Origin of the sequence: Natronorubrum tibetense GA33, from assembly GCF_000383975.1 — an archaeon.
GTDB lineage: Archaea > Halobacteriota > Halobacteria > Halobacteriales > Natrialbaceae > Natronorubrum > Natronorubrum tibetense.
The window spans coordinates 870940-887452 of sequence record NZ_KB913017.1 but is presented as its reverse complement, the minus strand read 5'-3'; the positions used below and the strand labels follow the sequence as shown (position 1 = coordinate 887452).

Annotated in this window: 13 protein-coding genes; 6 read left to right on the top strand and 7 right to left on the bottom strand. The window is 64.3% G+C overall.

What is annotated here, in order from left to right; genetic code table 11:
• Nucleotides 1-81 precede the first annotated feature (81 nt).
• Entirely contained in the window at nucleotides 82-2055 is a 1974-nt protein-coding gene (locus NATTI_RS0104650; protein WP_006089213.1) for a 3-hydroxyacyl-CoA dehydrogenase/enoyl-CoA hydratase family protein, read from the bottom strand.
• Between the two features lie 114 nt (nucleotides 2056-2169).
• Between NATTI_RS0104650 and NATTI_RS0104645 the strand changes: the two genes are divergently transcribed.
• Nucleotides 2170-3321 carry an acyl-CoA dehydrogenase family protein gene (locus NATTI_RS0104645; RefSeq protein ID WP_006089214.1) on the top strand — a complete coding sequence of 384 codons (1152 nt, stop codon included), beginning with the start codon at nucleotides 2170-2172 and terminating at the stop codon, nucleotides 3319-3321.
• A 295-nt stretch (nucleotides 3322-3616) separates the two neighbouring features.
• On the opposite strand, the gene NATTI_RS0104640 is transcribed toward NATTI_RS0104645, so the two are convergent.
• Together NATTI_RS0104640 and NATTI_RS0104635 are read right to left on the bottom strand one after the other, a co-directional pair.
• Entirely contained in the window at nucleotides 3617-4447 is an 831-nt protein-coding gene (locus NATTI_RS0104640; protein WP_006089215.1) for a CPBP family intramembrane glutamic endopeptidase, read from the bottom strand.
• 86 nt (nucleotides 4448-4533) lie between these two features.
• A complete protein-coding gene (locus tag NATTI_RS0104635) occupies nucleotides 4534-5073 on the bottom strand; it encodes a hypothetical protein (RefSeq protein ID WP_006089216.1) in 540 nt (179 codons plus the stop codon).
• A 62-nt stretch (nucleotides 5074-5135) separates the two neighbouring features.
• Between NATTI_RS0104635 and NATTI_RS0104630 the strand changes: the two genes are divergently transcribed.
• Nucleotides 5136-5882, top strand: coding sequence for a helix-turn-helix domain-containing protein (locus tag NATTI_RS0104630; RefSeq protein ID WP_006089217.1), 747 nt, complete (start codon nucleotides 5136-5138; stop codon nucleotides 5880-5882).
• A gap of 37 nt (nucleotides 5883-5919) precedes the next feature.
• On the opposite strand, the gene NATTI_RS0104625 is transcribed toward NATTI_RS0104630, so the two are convergent.
• Nucleotides 5920-6198: a hypothetical protein gene (locus tag NATTI_RS0104625; protein ID WP_006089218.1), complete on the bottom strand. Its 279-nt coding sequence runs from the start codon at nucleotides 6196-6198 to the stop codon at nucleotides 5920-5922.
• A 165-nt stretch (nucleotides 6199-6363) separates the two neighbouring features.
• On the opposite strand from NATTI_RS0104625, the gene NATTI_RS0104620 reads away from it, so the two are divergent.
• Entirely contained in the window at nucleotides 6364-8931 is a 2568-nt protein-coding gene (locus NATTI_RS0104620) for a heavy metal translocating P-type ATPase (RefSeq protein WP_019991639.1), read from the top strand.
• A gap of 54 nt (nucleotides 8932-8985) precedes the next feature.
• Here the strand turns inward: NATTI_RS0104620 and NATTI_RS0104615 are convergent, their stop codons facing one another.
• Together NATTI_RS0104615 and NATTI_RS0104610 are read right to left on the bottom strand one after the other, a co-directional pair.
• Complete coding sequence (locus NATTI_RS0104615; protein ID WP_006089221.1) at nucleotides 8986-9324, bottom strand: CBS domain-containing protein; 339 nt, start codon at nucleotides 9322-9324, stop codon at nucleotides 8986-8988.
• Nucleotides 9325-9424: 100 nt separating this feature from the next.
• A complete protein-coding gene (locus NATTI_RS0104610; RefSeq protein WP_006089222.1) occupies nucleotides 9425-9952 on the bottom strand; it encodes a metal-dependent hydrolase in 528 nt (175 codons plus the stop codon).
• 123 nt (nucleotides 9953-10075) lie between these two features.
• Here NATTI_RS0104610 and NATTI_RS0104605 point away from each other — a divergent pair, with 123 nt between their 5' ends.
• The 3 genes from NATTI_RS0104605 to NATTI_RS0104590 all read left to right on the top strand — a co-directional run bounded on the left by NATTI_RS0104605 (nucleotide 10076) and on the right by NATTI_RS0104590 (nucleotide 14194).
• The gene (locus NATTI_RS0104605; protein WP_006089223.1) at nucleotides 10076-11926 is read left to right on the top strand and encodes an L-aspartate oxidase; all 1851 of its coding nucleotides are present in this window, start codon (nucleotides 10076-10078) and stop codon (nucleotides 11924-11926) included.
• Nucleotides 11927-12011: 85 nt separating this feature from the next.
• Nucleotides 12012-12605: a DNA-3-methyladenine glycosylase family protein gene (locus NATTI_RS0104600; protein WP_006089224.1), complete on the top strand. Its 594-nt coding sequence runs from the start codon at nucleotides 12012-12014 to the stop codon at nucleotides 12603-12605.
• A gap of 287 nt (nucleotides 12606-12892) precedes the next feature.
• On the top strand, nucleotides 12893-14194 hold the full coding sequence (locus NATTI_RS0104590; RefSeq protein ID WP_006089225.1) for a hypothetical protein: 1302 nt from the start codon (nucleotides 12893-12895) through the stop codon (nucleotides 14192-14194).
• Between the two features lie 87 nt (nucleotides 14195-14281).
• Here NATTI_RS0104590 and katG read toward each other — a convergent pair whose 3' ends face one another.
• Nucleotides 14282-16471, bottom strand: a complete 2190-nt coding sequence (gene katG / locus NATTI_RS0104585; RefSeq protein ID WP_006089226.1) for a catalase/peroxidase HPI — start codon at nucleotides 16469-16471, stop codon at nucleotides 14282-14284.
• Nucleotides 16472-16513: the final 42 nt, after the last annotated feature.

The window sequence follows — 16513 nt, the reverse complement described above, 5'->3', positions numbered from 1 at the left end:
CGACGACTCCGATACCTCTTATTTCCCTTCGAACTCGGACTTCCTTTCGAACGACTCGCGCTGCGAACCGTTCGACGCCCCTTACTTCCCCTCGAAGTTCGGCTCGCCGTCACCCATGAAGGCCGTCATCCCCTCCATGAGGTCGTCGGTCGCCATCAGGTGGCCGAACGCGGAGGCCTCGTACTCGAGGCCGGCGTCGGTGTCGTCGCGACCGGCGAGCATCGCGCGCTTGGTGAATTTCTGGGCGATCGGTGGCCCACCCGCGAGGTCGGCCGCCAGATCGAGCGCCGCGTCCTCGAGTTCGTCGTTGCCGACGACATCGTTAACGAAGCCGTAGTCTGCCATCGTCTCGGCCTCGTAGCGCTCGGCCGTGAGGATGATCTCCTTCGCGCGGCCCTCACCGATGATGTGCTTGAGCCGCTGGGTACCGCCCCACCCGGGGAGCAGCCCGAGATCGAGTTCGGGCTGGCCGAACGACGATCGCTCGCTCGCGACGCGCATGTCGGCACAGGTTGCCATCTCCATCCCGCCGCCGAGACAGAAGCCGTCGACACCGGCGACAACGGGCATGTCGCAGGCCTCGAGCTTGCCGAACGTGGACTGTCCTTTCTTCGAGAGCTCCTGGGCCTGAATCGGGTCCGCACCGCCTGCGGCCATGCTCTGGACGTCCGCACCCGCGGAGAAAGCCTTCTCGCCCTCGCCGGTGATGAGGATCGAACGAACCTCGTCGTCGTCGGAGAGCAGGTCGATCGCCGTCGAGAGCTCCTCGAGCAGTTCGCCGCTGATCGTGTTCATTCGGTGGGGTCGGTCGAGGACGATGTGGCCGACCATATTGCCAGGGTACTCGACGCGGATTGCGTCGAAGTCGGCACGTCCGTTGTCGGCCGTCTGCTCGTAGAAGCCACCCTCGCCGGCGCGTTCCTCGAGGTAGTCGGCGGGCTCGTAGCGTTCGTGGCCCGTCTTCTCGTAGGCCTCCTCGAGCGCCTCGAGGGCGTTCTTGAGGCCGAACTGGTCGACCATCTTCACGGGGCCGTCAGGGAAACCCGCGCCGAGTTTGGTCGCCTCGTCAATGGACGCCGGCGGTGCGACGTCGTTACCGATCAGTTTGGCGACTTCGTTCGCCATCGAGGCGACCAGTCGCGCCTTGACGAGATCGGACTGCTCGTCGGTCGGGATGTCGGCACCCGGACCGTCCTCGTAGTCGTAGAAGCCCTTCCCGGTCTTCTTGCCGAGCTCTTCCTTTTCAACCTTGTCGACGAACAGTGGGCTCGGCTCGTACGCCTCGCCCAGCACCTCGTGCATGTAGTCGAGAACGTGATAGCCGACATCGATTCCGGTGAGGTCGGCGAGTTCGAACGACCCCATCGGGAGCCCCATGTCGTACTTCGTCGTCGAGTCGACCTCGGCGATGGTGGCTTCGTCCTCGCTGACGAGCCAGCAGGCCTCGTTCATTAGGGGAACGAGAATACGGTTCACGATGAAACCGGGCGAGTCCTTGTGTACGCGAACGGGCGACTTCCCGATATCTTCGGCCAGTTCCTCGATCACGTCGAGCGTTTCGTCGCCCGACTCCGCGCCCGAGATGACTTCGACGAGGTCCATCCGAACCGGCGGGTTGAAGAAGTGCATCCCGCAGAACTGCTCGGGGCGCTCGGTAAACTCCGCGAGGTCCGTGATCGAGAGACTCGAGGTGTTCGTCGCGAAAATCGCGCGGTCGGGAGCGACTGCCTCGAGTTCGGTGTAGACATCCTCTTTGATCTCCATCTGCTCCGGCACGGCCTCGATGACGACATCCGCGTCGCCACAGGCCTCCTCCATGTCGACGAGCGGGGTGACCCGCTCTAGGGCGGCCTCGGCTTCGTCTTCGGTGAGCTGGTCGTTTTCGGCGAGTTTCCCGAGCGACCACTCAATCTGGTCGTAGCCGTTCTGGACGAACTCGCCTTTGATGTCGCGCATGTTGACATCGTAGCCAGCCATCGCGACGACCTCCGCGATGCCGTGGCCCATATTCCCTGCGCCGAGAACTGCGACGGTGTTGATGTCTTCTAACTCCATGGGTACACATGCAATCGGCACGTGTTTCAACGTTTCCCTCCGCCCGTCGGAAACTATAGTTCAGTTTACTCCCGGTTACAAAGTTCTTTACCGCTGGCCTAGGAACACGTTCACATGGAATTCGGTATCTCCGAAGAGCAGGAACAGATTCGCGAGGAAGTCGAGCGGTTCGCCAAGAACGAAATCGTCCCAGAAGCCGAAAAGTACGACGTCGAAGAAACGTTCCCCCACGAAATCGTCGATAAGGCCGCCGACATGGGCCTGGTCGGCTCGTCGATCCCGATCGAGTACGGTGGCGCGGGCTACTCGACGCTCGAGTCGGTGCTCATCGCCGAGGAACTGTTCTCCTGGGATCCCGGCATCGCGCTCTCGATCATGGCCTGTTCGTTCGGGACCGAAGCCATCCAGGAGTTCGGGAACGAAGACCAGAAGGAGCGCTTCTTAGAGCCCGTCGCGATGGGCGAGAAGATCTCGGGCGCTGCGATTTCGGAACCAGACACCGGCTCCGACGTCTCTTCCGTCTCCACGCGCGCCGAGAAGGACGGCGACGAGTGGGTCGTCAACGGCAACAAGATGTGGATCACCAACGGCACCGTCGGCGACTTCTTCGTCGTCCTCTGTAAGACCAACCCCGACGCCGAGGGCCGATACAACGGCTTCAGCCAGATCGTCGTCGAGTCCGATCGCGACGGCTTTAGTTCGGAGAAAATCACCGGGAAGCTCGGCATTCGAGCCTCCGACACCGCCGAACTCATCTTCGATAACGTCCGCGTCCCCGAGGAGAACCTCATCGGCACGCAGGACGCTGCGTTCATGCAGCAGATGCAGTTCTTCGACGCCACCCGAACCGGCGTCGCCGCACAGGGCGTCGGTATCGCCAAGGGTGCGCTTCGCGCGGCCCTCGAGTACGCCCAGGACCGCGAACAGTTCGGCCAGCCGATCAGCGAGTTCCAGGCCATCCAGCACAAACTCGCCGATATGGCGACCCAGACGGAAGCCGCCCGCAACCTGACCTACAAGGCCGCCTGGAACGTCGACCAGGGCAACGACATCACGAAACTCGCGTCGATGGCCAAGGAGTACACCTCCCGCGTCGCCGTCGACGTTTCGAACGAAGCCGTCCAGATCCACGGCGGCTCCGGCTACGTCAACGACTTCCCCGTCGAGCGCTTCTACCGCGACTCGAAGATCACCCAGATCTACGAGGGAACCAGCGAGATCCAGAAGAACGTTATCGCACGCGAATTGCTCGGCAAAGGCTTCTAGAAACGAAGTTTTGCTCTGTCGTTCGAAAGGCGCTCGCGCCTTTCGTGATGACGAGAGAGCGGAGCTCTCTCGAACCACGGGCCGGCTTCGCCGGCCCTCGGCAAAAATTCGATTAAAAGCACTCCTCCTTCCGTTCTCTCACTCGTTTCAGTCGTTCGGTCACATCAGTCGTCGGCCCGCTCACGGCTTCGCCGTTCGCGGTGAGTAACTGTTGACAGCCTGCCCTCCCCCGGATCGCGCGACTCTCGCGTCTGCTCGAGTCGCGCTCCCGGCCAGTACTCTCTGCCTGCTTCGCTCAAACGGCCACGATCACGAGCGACAGCGCGACGAACACCACGTGCGCGAAGCCGTGAGCGAGCATGGCCGCCTCGAGACTCCGCTTCCAGAACAGCCATCCGAACGCCAGCCCGCCGATCGCGTTGCCGAGGACGATCCAGGTGACGACCTCGGGCGTCAACTCGCCGTAGAGCGCCAGTGCGGCGGGCAAGTGGCCGATTCCGAAGACGACAGCGGCGATTGTAACTGCGCTGGCCATCAGTCTCGAGGACGGCTCGGCCGACGTCCGGCCGACCGTCTTCCAGAGGCCGAACGCGACGAGCGACATGAAGCCCCAGCGCAGGAGCAGTTCCTCGGTGATCCCGCCGTAAAGGAATCGGAGCGGAACGCTCGCGAGTACGGCACCGATGGTCGCGTCGGCCGATCCCGGCGCGTTCGCGGGCGTCGGTGCGAGGACGGCTTCCGCCAAGACGATCGCGAGTCCAGCGGCGATACCGAGTCCGGCAGCGATGGGGAATTCCTCGCGGAGTCGCGGAAGGATCGGTGTGCCGCGGGTGACTCGCTCGAGGACGTGCGAGCGAAGCCCGACTCTGGGTGCGGTATAGCAGCCGATCAAGACGGCGATTACGAGGAGGATCGACGACTGGACGATGACTGCGGCGACGAGCAATACCACGGGAACGTCTGCGGCCTCGGGGATGTCGGCCAGTTGTGCGGGGGTCGTGGCCGCCAGTGCGACGATACCGAGGAATCCGAGAGCGAACAGCGCGCCGACGCCACGGGCCGTGATGCCGTCAAATTCCGTTTTGCGCTCACCGCTGTCGCGTTCGGAGTCGCTCTTCGAGTCCATTCCCGGAGAATGCAAGCCGATCGTCTTAACATTCCGTCTCCGACGCTGGCTGGGCGCTGCTCGAGACGTGTACTCGAGTGGTTCAATTAGTCGTCGGAATCCGAGTCGGTGTCGCCGTCGTCGGAATCGCTGTCGGAATCAGTGTCCGTACCGTCGCTGTCAGAATCGGTATCTGTACCATCGCTATCTGAATCAGTGTCTCCGTCGTCGGAGTGGATGTCGCTGTCGGTGTCCGCGTCTCCGGCCTCGGACTTGTCGTTCGGAACCACTCTCGAGCCACCGTCCTCGCCGCTCGAGCGAGCCGTTTCACCCCGCACGGCCACAGAGTCGACGGCTCGACCGCGCGTCTCCGTCGCCTGCTCCTCGGAACCGCGCCGATCGATGGGGCGTTCCGGGCCGGGAACCGGATCGTCCGCGAGGACGTACAGTGCGATCGGTGGAACGACGTAACAGAATATCGCGACCGCCGCGAACCACGGGTCGACGAAGACGAGGATCCCGAAGATGGCGAGTGCTGCCGTCGACGCCGTGTGGACCGTTGTGTCCGTATAGCGACGATAGAACACCCAGAAGTCCTGAACCCAGTGCGTGACGTTCGAGAGCACGACCATCGATACCGGCACCATCGGCTACCCCTACAGCAGCCATCGAGAAACCCCTTTGGCGTGTGCCCCCCTTTGTAGGGCTAATGAGAGAATTCGTCTTCGCCCTCGAGTACGAATCGAGGACGAACCCGGTCGCCGACGTGCTCGCCGACTACCCCGACGCGTCGATTCGTTCGCTGTCGTGTCACGTCACGAGCGACAGCCTCTGGCGGGTCGACCACGCGGAGGGCTCCCCGGAGGCGCTCGAGGCCCTCGAGAAGGCCTACAAAACGGCGGAATTCTTCGCGGACTGTCTCGTGAAAGACGACTGCGGCGCGGATTGTGAGGTGCAGGTGCTCGACCGCTCGAACGACACATTAGTCGTCTACACCTACTGGGATCGAACCGAGGTCTGTACGTCGGTTCCCCACGTGGCCCTCGAGTATCTCGGCGAGGGGCTCCTCTTCGAGACCTACCGCGAGGGCCGGCGCTACCGCTGGCGGATCGTGCTGGGAAGCGACGCGCCGATCCACGAGTTCTTCGACGCGTTAGGCGAGGAGGTCGGCGAGTGTACGGGAATGGAGATGCTGCGGCTGACGGAACTCGATCCGGACCGGTCCCACCCCGAACCCGCGGAGGACCTGCCGGACGAACAGCGCGACGCGTTGCGAGCCGCAGTCGACCACGGCTACTACGAGACGCCGCGCCGGATCGAACTCTCGGACCTCGCCGAGCGACTCGGGATCCCTCGATCGACGCTCTCCTACCGACTCCGCCGGGCCGAAGCCAGCCTCGCGACAACGTTCGTCGACGAGGACGACTCGCTCGAAACGCTGGCTGCGGACGTCTAGCCGTCGGCGGGAGGGGCAGTTCATCACTCGCGGTTTTTCACCCGCCAGGCCTTCTGAACGTGTAGGTCACGTTGTCGGCCTCGACCGTGAGCGCTCCTTCCTTGTGGTCCACCAAGAGGTCTACCTCCCCGTCCCGTTCGAACTCGTGGAGTGGCATTCCCGTACTGACGTGACCTGTTTGCGTCACTTCGACGTGTGCGGAGCCGAAATCGAGCCGAATCCAGTCGTCTCCAGTCGTCACGCCTCCGGGGTCACCGAATCGGCGCAGTTCGTCGACCGCCGCTTCCCAATCGTCGAGCCTGACGCGTGTTGCCATCGAGGAGGGTACGTCAGTCAGGGCCAAATAACGCCTGGGACCCTCGATGGTTCGCTGATTCGGACGCTAAGACATCGACACGAGAGTCGGAACTGTCTCGGAACAAGCCTCGAGTTGGCGCACGCCAAATAACCGGTATGTCGGCCCGGCGACTACGAGCAGGTAATGAGCGAGGCTCCCTCCCCGTCTACGCCACCGGACTCGAGTCGAACCCTCGAACTCCGCGTTCCCGACATGGACTGTCCGACCTGTGCCGGGAAGGTCGAGAACAGCGTCGGGCGACTCGACGGGATCGACGGCATCGATCCGCGGGTGACCAGCGGTCGCCTCGTGGTCGACTACGATCCGACGCTGACCGACGAGTCCAGGATTCGGGAGCGCGTACGTGCAGCGGGCTACGAAATCGATGGTCGGGCAGCCGAACGCACGTTTTCGGTCCCCGGCATGGACTGTGCCTCCTGTGCGAGCAAGGTCGAGAACGCGCTCGAGCGCACGGACGGCGTGGATGACATCGAAACTCGGCCTGCGTCCGGTCGAGTCACCGTGACGGTCGCCGACGGGGCCGATTCGGAGACCGTTCTCGGCGCAATCGAGAGCGCCGGCTACGACGCGTCACCCGCCGCCGACGACAGCGATCCAATCGACGACCGGGATTCCGTCTGGAAGAGCCGTCGGGCCGTCGGCACCGCGGTCGGTGCCGTACTCGTCACGATCGGAATGACCCTCGAGTTCGTTTTCCCCGCGCTCGATCCGGCCCTGGCCACCCTCGCGGGCCGAACTTACGAACTCTCGCACCTGCTGTTCATCGCGGCCGTCGCGGTCGCGGGGACGCCGATCCTCCGCAACGGCTACTACTCCGTTCGCAATCGGAGTCTCGACATCGACTTCCTGATGAGCCTCGGCATCGTCGCGAGCGTGGCGGCGCACCATCCGTTCGAGGGGGCCATGCTCGCGGTGCTGTTCTCGGTCGCGGAACTGCTCGAGCGCTTCTCGATGGACCGCGCACGCGACTCGCTTCGGGAGTTGATGGATCTCTCGCCCGACACCGCGACCGTCAAACGCGAGGACGGCACCGAGGAGACGATTCCTGCGGACGAACTCACAGTCGGCGACACGGTCATCGTGCGGCCGGGTGAGAAGGTCCCGGCCGACGGTGTCGTGTTGGAAGGCGAGAGCGCGATCGACCAGTCGCCGATCACCGGCGAGAGCGTCCCCGTGGACAAGGCTGCAGGCGACGAGGTCTTTGCCGGCACGATCCCCGAATCGGGCTATCTCGAGGTCGAGGTCGAAAGCGAGGCCGACGATTCGACGATCGCCAGGATCGTCCGCATGGTCGAGGACGCAGAACGGGAGAAGACCGATCGCGAGCAGTTCATCGACCGCTTCGCGAGCGTCTATACGCCGATCGTGGTCGTGCTCGCGGTTGCCGCTGTCGTCGTGCCGCCCGCGCTGTTTGGCGCATCATGGAGCTACTGGTTCGTCGTCGGCCTGACGCTGCTCGTGATCTCCTGTCCCTGCGCGCTGGTCATCTCGACGCCCGTCAGCGTCGTCTCGGGGATCACCAGCGCGGCGCGCAACGGCGTGCTAATCAAGGGTGGCAAACACCTCGAGGCCGTCGGGGACAGCGACGTTCTCGCGGTGGACAAGACGGGGACACTAACCGAGGGAGATCTGACGGTGACCGACGTGATCTCGCTCGAGGGCACCAACGAGGACGACCTGCTCCGCCGAGCGAGTGCGCTCGAGCGCCGGAGCGAGCACCCGATCGGACAGGCGATCGTCGGCTACGCCGACGAGCAAGGCATTGCGGCTGACAGTGAGGACGGGACCGAATCCGAGGTCTCGAACTTCGAGGCGCTGACGGGCAAGGGCGTCCGCGCCGAGATCGACGGCACCACCCACTACGTCGGCAAACCTAGCCTGTTCGACGGACTCGCGGATCTCGAGCACGTCCACGCGACGACCGACGGCGGCGTGGCACTCGCCGAGATGGGATACAGTGGTGAATCCCAGTGCGACCGGGAGGGCTGTCTGGACGTGCTCAGCGAAGTCGTCCCTGACCTCCAGTCCGAGGGTAAGACCGTCGTGATCGTCGGCACCGAGGAGCGACCGCTCGGCGTCATCGGCGTCGCCGACAGGGTTCGGCCCGAAGCGAAGTGGGCCGTCTCACAGCTCCAGGACCAGGGCGTTCGCGTCGTCATGCTCACCGGCGACAACGAGGGGACCGCCCGCGCGATCGCGAGCGAGGTCGGGATCGAGGAGTACCACGCCGAACTCCTGCCCGACGAGAAACTCGAGTGGATTCGACGGTTAGAAGACGAGTACGGAGGGGAGGACGGTGAGGCGCACGTCGCCATGGTCGGCGACGGCATCAACGACGCGCCCGCGCTCGCGACCGCCAGCGTCGGGATCGCAATGGGTGCGGCGGGGACGGATACGGCCCTCGAGACCGCCGACGTGGCGCTGATGGGCGACGATCTCACGCGACTGCCCTACCTCTACGAACTCTCCGGAAAAGCCAACGGCGTGATTCGCCAAAACGTCTGGTCGAGTCTGGCCGTCAAGGCCGTCCTCGCGGCCGGGGCCCCATTCGGAATCGTCACGGTGATCCACGCGGTCGTCATCGGCGATATGGGGATGAGCCTCGGCGTGACGGGTAACGCGATGCGACTGGCGAACGTCGAACCCGACACGCCCGACGGACTCGAGGGACGCGGCGACGGTGGGCACTGATCGACTGAATCTATTAAAAAGCGTTCCAGCGTGCGAATCGGGCGGACGGCCGGCTTACGATAAGTGCGCCGTGACGTCGGTCGAGGAGACCATTCCGACGTAGTCGTCGTCGACGACCGGGAGGTGTTTGATTCCGTAGGTGGTCATCATCGCGGCGACCTCTTCCATGTACAGATCCGGTGCGACGGTTTCGACGTCAGTCGTCATTACGTCTGCGACCGTCAGATCCGTGATGTCCTGTCCGTCGGCGACGGCATCGAGGACGTCCGTACTGCTGATGATCGCCCGCGGCGTCGTCGGAACGACCAACGCGTTGATGTTTTTATTACGCATCTGCTGGACGGCTTCGACGACCGTCGCGTCCTTCGAGACGGTCTCTAGTGGCGTTGACATAACATCTTCGACGGTTTGTCTCTGTTCGGGACTCATACCACAACCAACGGACGCAGCGGTTATGATATTTCCCCAAACGAGGTGTCTGTTTCACTATTTGTCATGCTCTGTGGCTGGGACGGAACAGGCCGACGCCGGGTCGACCGTCCATCCACCAGCAAGCCACGGCGGCGACGAGGATCACCGCCTCGAGCCACAGCGTCGTAATCTCGATCCCGGCGACGGTTCCGAGGGGTTTGACTCCCGTGTACGCGGGCATCTCCGTCACCGGCCAGAGGAGAAAGCCGAGTTCGTCGAAGTCGCCCGAAAAGACGTGCCACGGGATGTCCGTCGCGACGTGCGAGAGGTAGCCGATCGCGAAGGCCACGCCGAGGAGCCGTCGGTCTCGACGGCTCGCGACGATCCAGACGAGGAGGACCAGCGGAATCACGAACAGCAGCGAGTGGCCGATGGTTCGGCCGACCGGGACGACGCCGGCCGCGTCGAGCGGCTTGTCGATGAGGTCCGCGAGCCCGGCCGCGAAGACGGCGACGAGCGCGGGTAGATCGGCTGGCTCGCGTCCGTGATGCAATCGCGTGTATGCTGCATAACAGAGGTAACCGACGGCGAGGTGAACGACCGGTTGCATCCGTTCGAACGTAGCTGACGCGGATTACTAAATCCCCGGGCTGAACGCGCGTGTTCGACCGTTTTCGGGAGGTTGCATGGTTGGGTGATCGGCTTATTCCCGGTCGCCCCTTCCGTTATATTGATGACAAAAATACCGCCGACCGACCACGGTGTACCGACGACCGACGACGCCGGCGTCGACGGTCGAATCAACACCCACGACGGCGGTGACCGCGACCGCGAGATCGAGTACGACACCGTCACCACACCCGTCCTCGTCGTCGGCGCGGGTGCCGCCGGGGCACGCGTCGCGATCGAACTCGCCGAGTCGGGCCTCGAGCCGCTCGTCATCGGGAAACGAGATCACGGCGACGCCCACACAACGTGGGCCGCGGGCGGGATCAACGCCGCACTCGGCTCGCTCGACGAGGACGACTGGACGATTCACGCAGCGGACACGCTGAACGAGGGCCACCACTTGAACGACCCCGAGGCCGTCGAACTGACCGCGAAGCACATGCCGGACCGCATTCACGAACTCGACGAGTGGGGAATGTCCTTCGATCGGACCGAAGAGGGCGCGATTAACCAGCGCTACTTCGGTGCACAGTCCTCCCGCCGAACCTGCTTCGTCGGCGACCGGACGGGGGAGGCCATGCTCGAGACGCTGATCGACCGCGCCAAAGCGCTCGAGATCCCCTACCGCGACAACGTGATGATCACCCGGTTGCTCTCGGACGGTGAGCGCGTTGACGGCGCCGTGGGCTTCGACATGGAGACCGGCGAGGGGCTGTTGTTCCGCACGAACCACGTCGTGCTCGCCGCGGGCGGGTTCTCCGCGCTGTACCACCGTCACTCCTCGCGGGACGACGAGAACAACGGCGACGGCCAGGCGCTGGCCCTCGAGGCGGGCGCTCGGCTGATGGATCTCGAGTTCGTCCAGTTCCACCCGACGGGGATGGTCGGCGAACGCTACGGCGAGGAGTGGGACGGCCGACTCGTGACCGAGGCGGTCCGCGGCGAGGGCGGGCGGCTGTTCAACGCCGAGGGCGAGCGATTCATGGAGCGCTACTCGCCGAACCAGATGGAACTCGACGCGCGGGATGTCGTCGCGCGAGCGATCGCACAGGAAGTCCGCGAGGGCCGCGGTACGGACCACGGCGGCGTCTACCTCGACATCTCTCACCGCGATCCCGACTACATCCGCGAGCGCCTGCCGACGATGGTCGAGCGCTTCGAGGGGCTCGGGGTCGACATCACGAGAGAACCGATGGAGGTCGCACCGACCGCCCACTACACGATGGGCGGCGTCGACATCGACTTCCGAACCGGTGAGACGGGCGTCGATGGGCTGTACGCCGTCGGTGAGACCGTCGCGGGCGTCCACGGCGCGAACCGGCTCGGCGGCAACTCCCTGGCGGAGACCGTCGCCATCGGGAAGCTCGTCGGTGGCCACGTGGCGAACGCGGTTACCAGCAGGGACCGCGTTCCCACCGTCACCAACGCACAGCAGGCTCTCGCCGAACGGGAGTTTCGGGGGCTCGACGACCTCGCCGCGGCCGAGGGCAGCGTTCGCCCGATCGAACTCCTCGAGGAACTCGGCGACGTACTCTGGGATACCGCCGGCATTCTTCGCGACGAGGAGTCGCTCCGCGAGGGGCTGGCGGCCGTCGCCGAACTTCGAGCGCGGACCGCCGACCTCCGCGTCGACGGCGATCGGACGTCCGAATCGTTCGAGTACGCCGTCGACCTCTCGTTCAGTCTCACGGTCGCGGAGACGATGCTTCGGACCGCACTCGAGCGAACCGAATCTCGGGGGGCTCACTACCGAACCGACTTCCCCGAGACCGACTCGGACTGGCGAGTGAACCTCGTCCTCTCGGCCGACGAGGGCGGCCTCAGAATCCGGCGACGCGGCGTTGCCGATCCGTCGGATGCGGTCAGAGCGGCCATAGACGAGAATCACGAACTCGACTATCACCACCTCGAATAACGCTGCCCATCGATCGGGTTCTGCCGATCGGTGACCGTCACCGAGACGCCTTTGACGCTTCGCGCTTCCCATTCGAACCACACAGATGTTAGCAGACGCCGAGCCGGTTCTCCGGCAGGACCCCGTGATGGCGGAACTCGTCGAGCGACACGACCCGTACGTCGAACCGAACTGGAGCGAGTTCGAACGGCTGTGTATCTCGATCATCAACCAGCAGCTGTCGACAGCGAGCGCGACCGCCGTTCGCGAGCGATTCTTCGAGCTGTTGGACGGCCGCGTCACGCCCGAGACCGTCCTCGCAGCGGAGGACGACGCGCTTCGATCGGCTGGACTCTCGCGACAGAAAATCGAGTACGTCCGAAACGCGGCCCGCGCGTTTCAGGAGGGCGACTACACCAGGGAGGGGCTGGCCGACCACTCGAACGACGACGTGATCGACCTGCTCACCGAAATCAAGGGAATCGGTGACTGGACGGCCCGGATGTACCTCCTGTTCGTTCTCGAGCGACCGGACGTTCTCCCGCTCGGCGATCTCGCCGTTCGCCGCGGCATCGAGCAGCTGTACGGGAACGGCGACGAAGAGCTGACGCGGCCGGAGATGCGCGAGATCGCCGAGGCGTGGCGGCCGTACCGAAGCGTCGCAACGCGGTTCATCTGGGCCGAGTACGAATCGGGATAGCGGGCACGGGTGGCGGCTCGCGGATACTCCGGGAATCGGCGCACAAACACGAGTTTCCGAGGGGAAACGGAGTGAAACGGTCGCCGGTCGCGACGGTTTCGGTCGGTCGGCTACGGTAATCCGGTACTGTCACCGACCCCCGTTCCGAGGGTCGGCGGTCCCGGCTGGACAACGGACGATTACGCCCCCGACGATACAGTCTGAACGGGGCGTCTCGAGAAACGAGATACTGACCGACGAGACGGCCATGCCGACTCAAGTACGATCCGGGCGGGATTGGAAACGAGATGGCAAACGAACCACCCGTAGACGACGGCCCCGAACAGCGACGGATGACAACCGATCCCGAACGGATCCGCGAGTGGGCGCAAGCCCGCGACGCCGTTCCCGTCACGGTCCGCGACAGTGACGATCACGGTCACTCCTTTGCCCATCAGGGTCACCTCGAGGAGGACCACGAGGAGTACACCTGGGATGAGTTCACGGAGACGTTCGACAACGAGAACCTGGTGTTCGTCTACCACGAGGACGAACCCGCCGACGAGGGGCTGGGCCACTTCGAAATCGTCGAGCGCGAGGCCGCGTTCGACCGCGCGTCACTCGGTCGGAGCGAACTCGAGGACCAGCTCCGGGAGGGAAAGACGGTGACGACCGAGATCGTCGAGACGCAGGTCGTCGAGACCGAAGTCGTCGAACGCGACACGATCGAGAGCGAGGTCGTTGACACCGAACTCGCCGAACGTACCGTCGTCGACTCGGAACTCCTCTCCCGAGAAATCGTCGACACCGAGTTCGTCAGCGCGGACCTCATCGAGGTGACGACCGACGAGTCTCGCCTCGAGACGGTCGAAGAGGTCGAACGCTACACGATCGAGAGCCGGGTGGTCGACGTCGACATCGAACAGCACGACGAGGTCGAGCACGACGAAGTCGAGACGAACGTCGAACTCGAAAGCGTCCAGCGATCGATCCTCGACAGCGACGTCGTGCGTACGGACGTCGCTACCGACGATGTCGTCGACCGAGAGGTCGTCCAGAGCAAGCGCGGCGAAGGCGACACCGTCCGGAGCGAACTGCTCGAGCGCCGCACCATCGAGGAGCGGATCGACGAGCGAAGCCAGATGCGCTTCGCGCTCGAGGAGACCGAACTGCTCGAGTCCGAGGTTGTCGGCAGCGACCTCCTCGAGGGCGAGATCATCGACGTCGAAGAGTACGGCGAGATCGATTCGCCGGCCGAGTCCAGCGCTGCCGGTGCAGGCGGTGGTGCGACGATGGGAGAGAGCGCCACCGAAGCCGAGGCGGGGACCGACACGCCGGCAGTCGACACCGGACCGGTCGAACTCTCGGCGGACGATCAGGGGAAAGACGTCGTCGACGAGCGGGGCGAGCAGATCGGCATCGTCGCGGAGGTCGAGGGCCAGACCGCCTATATCGACCCCGAGCCGGGCCTGACGGATCGGCTCAAAGCGCGACTGAACTGGGGCGGCCACGGTGACGACGATTATCCCGTCGAGAGTTCAGAGATCAACGAGATCACCGACGACGAGGTAATCATCCAGCACAGAGGCGGCGACGAGCACGTCGAGTGACGACGCTGGTCGATCACGACCGCCGTGGCGTCGCGCGATGTCCGCAAAGAACGGGTAACAGAGAGATCGGTGTCGGGACTCGAGTCGTTACTCGAGGTCGAAGCGATCGTGTTTCATGACCTTGCTCCACGCGTCGACGAAGTCATGTACGAATTTCTCCTCGGCATCGTCGGCCGCGTAGACGTCCGCGATGGCTCGAAGTCGGGAGTTCGACCCGAAGATGAGGTCCGCACGGGTCGCCGTCCACTCGACCTCTCCCGTCTCGCGGTCGCGAATATCGAAGACCTGGCCCTGGTCTTCTTCGGTGTCCGAGGCGGCCTCCCAACCGAGGACGTCGTGGGAGTCGTCGGACGTCTCCCACTCGTAGTCCATGTCGAGCAGGTTCACGAAGAAGTCGTTGGTTAACGTCCCCGGCCGGTCGGTGAGGACGCCGAGGCCGGAATCCTGGTAGGTCGCGTCGAGCGCGCGCATGCCGCCGACCAGCACCGTCATCTCGGGTGCCGTCAGATCGAGAAGGTCGGCCTTGTCGACCAGCAGCTCCTCTTGGGATCGGTCGGCCTCGTCCGAGAGGTAGTTGCGGAACCCGTCAGCGTCGGGTTTGAGCGCCCCGAAGGAATCGACGTCGGTCTGTTCCTGGGATGCGTCGGTGCGGCCCGGTTCGAACGGAACCTCCACGTCGTAGCCGGCATCGGACGCCGCCTGTTCGACAGCCGCGTTGCCGCCCAGCACGATCAGATCAGCCAGCGAGACTCGCACGTCGTCGGACCGCGAGCCGTTGAACTCTTCCTGGATTGTTTCGTAAGTCGACAGCACCGTGTCCAGCGTCTCGGGCTCGTTGACTTCCCAGCTCCGCTGGGGCTCGAGACGGATACGAGCGCCGTTGGCACCGCCGCGTTTGTCGCTGTCGCGGTAGGTCGACGCCGCCGCCCAGGCCGTCTTGACGAGCTGGGAGCGCGAGAGCTCCGAGTCGAGGAGCGCCGTTTTGAGTTCGTCGACCTCCTCGTCGCCGATCAGGTCGTAGTCGGCGTCGGGGATGGGATCCTGCCACAGCATCTCCTCCTCGGGAACCTCCGGGCCGAGGAACCGCTTTTTCGGGCCCATGTCGCGGTGGATCAGCTTGTACCACGCTTTCGCGAACGCCATCCCGAACTCCATCGGGTTCTCCTGGAAGCGCTCGATGATTTCCCGGTACTCGGGATCGCGCTTGAGCGCGACGTCCGTCGTCAGCATCATCACGTCCTCTTTTTCCGACGGCTCTTCGGCACCCGGTGCGGCCTCGTCGAGTTCGCCGCTCTTCGTGGTCCACTGCCAGGCACCGCCGGGCCCCTTTTGGGGCTCCCACTCGTGTTCGAGCAGGTTGTCGAGGTAGCTGGTGTCCCACTGGGTCGGTGTGGTGTTCCACGGTCCTTCGATTCCGCTGGTGATCGTGTCGGCTCCCTTTCCGGAGCCGTGACTGCTCTCCCAGCCGAGCCCCTGCTGATCAATCGGGGCCGCTTCGGGTTCCGGTCCGACGTGTTCGTCGGGGTCGTCAGCGCCGTGGACCTTTCCGAAGGTGTGTCCGCCCGCGATGAGCGCGGCCGTCTCTTTGTCGTTCATCGCCATCTGACCGAACGAGTGTCGAATCCGTTCCGCCGACCACTCCGGATCCGGCTCACCGTCCGGACCCTCTGGATTCACGTAAATGAGGCCCATCACGGTGGCGGCGAGCCCTCCCTCGAGGGTATCTTTCTCGTCGAACCGATCGGAGGTTTCCATTTCATTTTCTGGCCCCCAGTCGACGGCATCATCCGGCTTGTACTCGTCTTCGCGTCCGCCGGCGAAGCCGAACGTCTCGAATCCCATCTCCTCGAGGGCGACGTTTCCGGCCAGCACGATCAGGTCGGCCCACGAGAGCTTGCGGCCGTGCTTTTGTTTGACCGGCGCGAGCACTCGACGCGCCTTGTCGAGGTTCGCGTTGTCGGGCCAGCTATTGAGTGGCGCGAAACGCTGTCGACCGCCGGCCGCGCCACCGCGACCGTCGCTGGTCCGGTACGTCCCGGCGCTATGCCACGCCATTCGAATGAACAGCGGTCCGTAGTTGCCGTAGTCGGCCGGCCACCAGTCCTGGGACGTCGTCATGACGTCCGCGATGTCCGCTTTCACTTCGTCGAGGTCAAGCTTCTGGAACTCCTCGGCGTAGTCGAAGTCCTCGTCCATCGGATTGGACGTTGGGACGTTCTGATCGAGGATGTCCACGTTCAACTGGTTCGGCCACCAGTCTCGGGTTGACTTATTCATCATGGGGGGATTGTGTCTTTCCCGTATTAAGATTTCCTAATC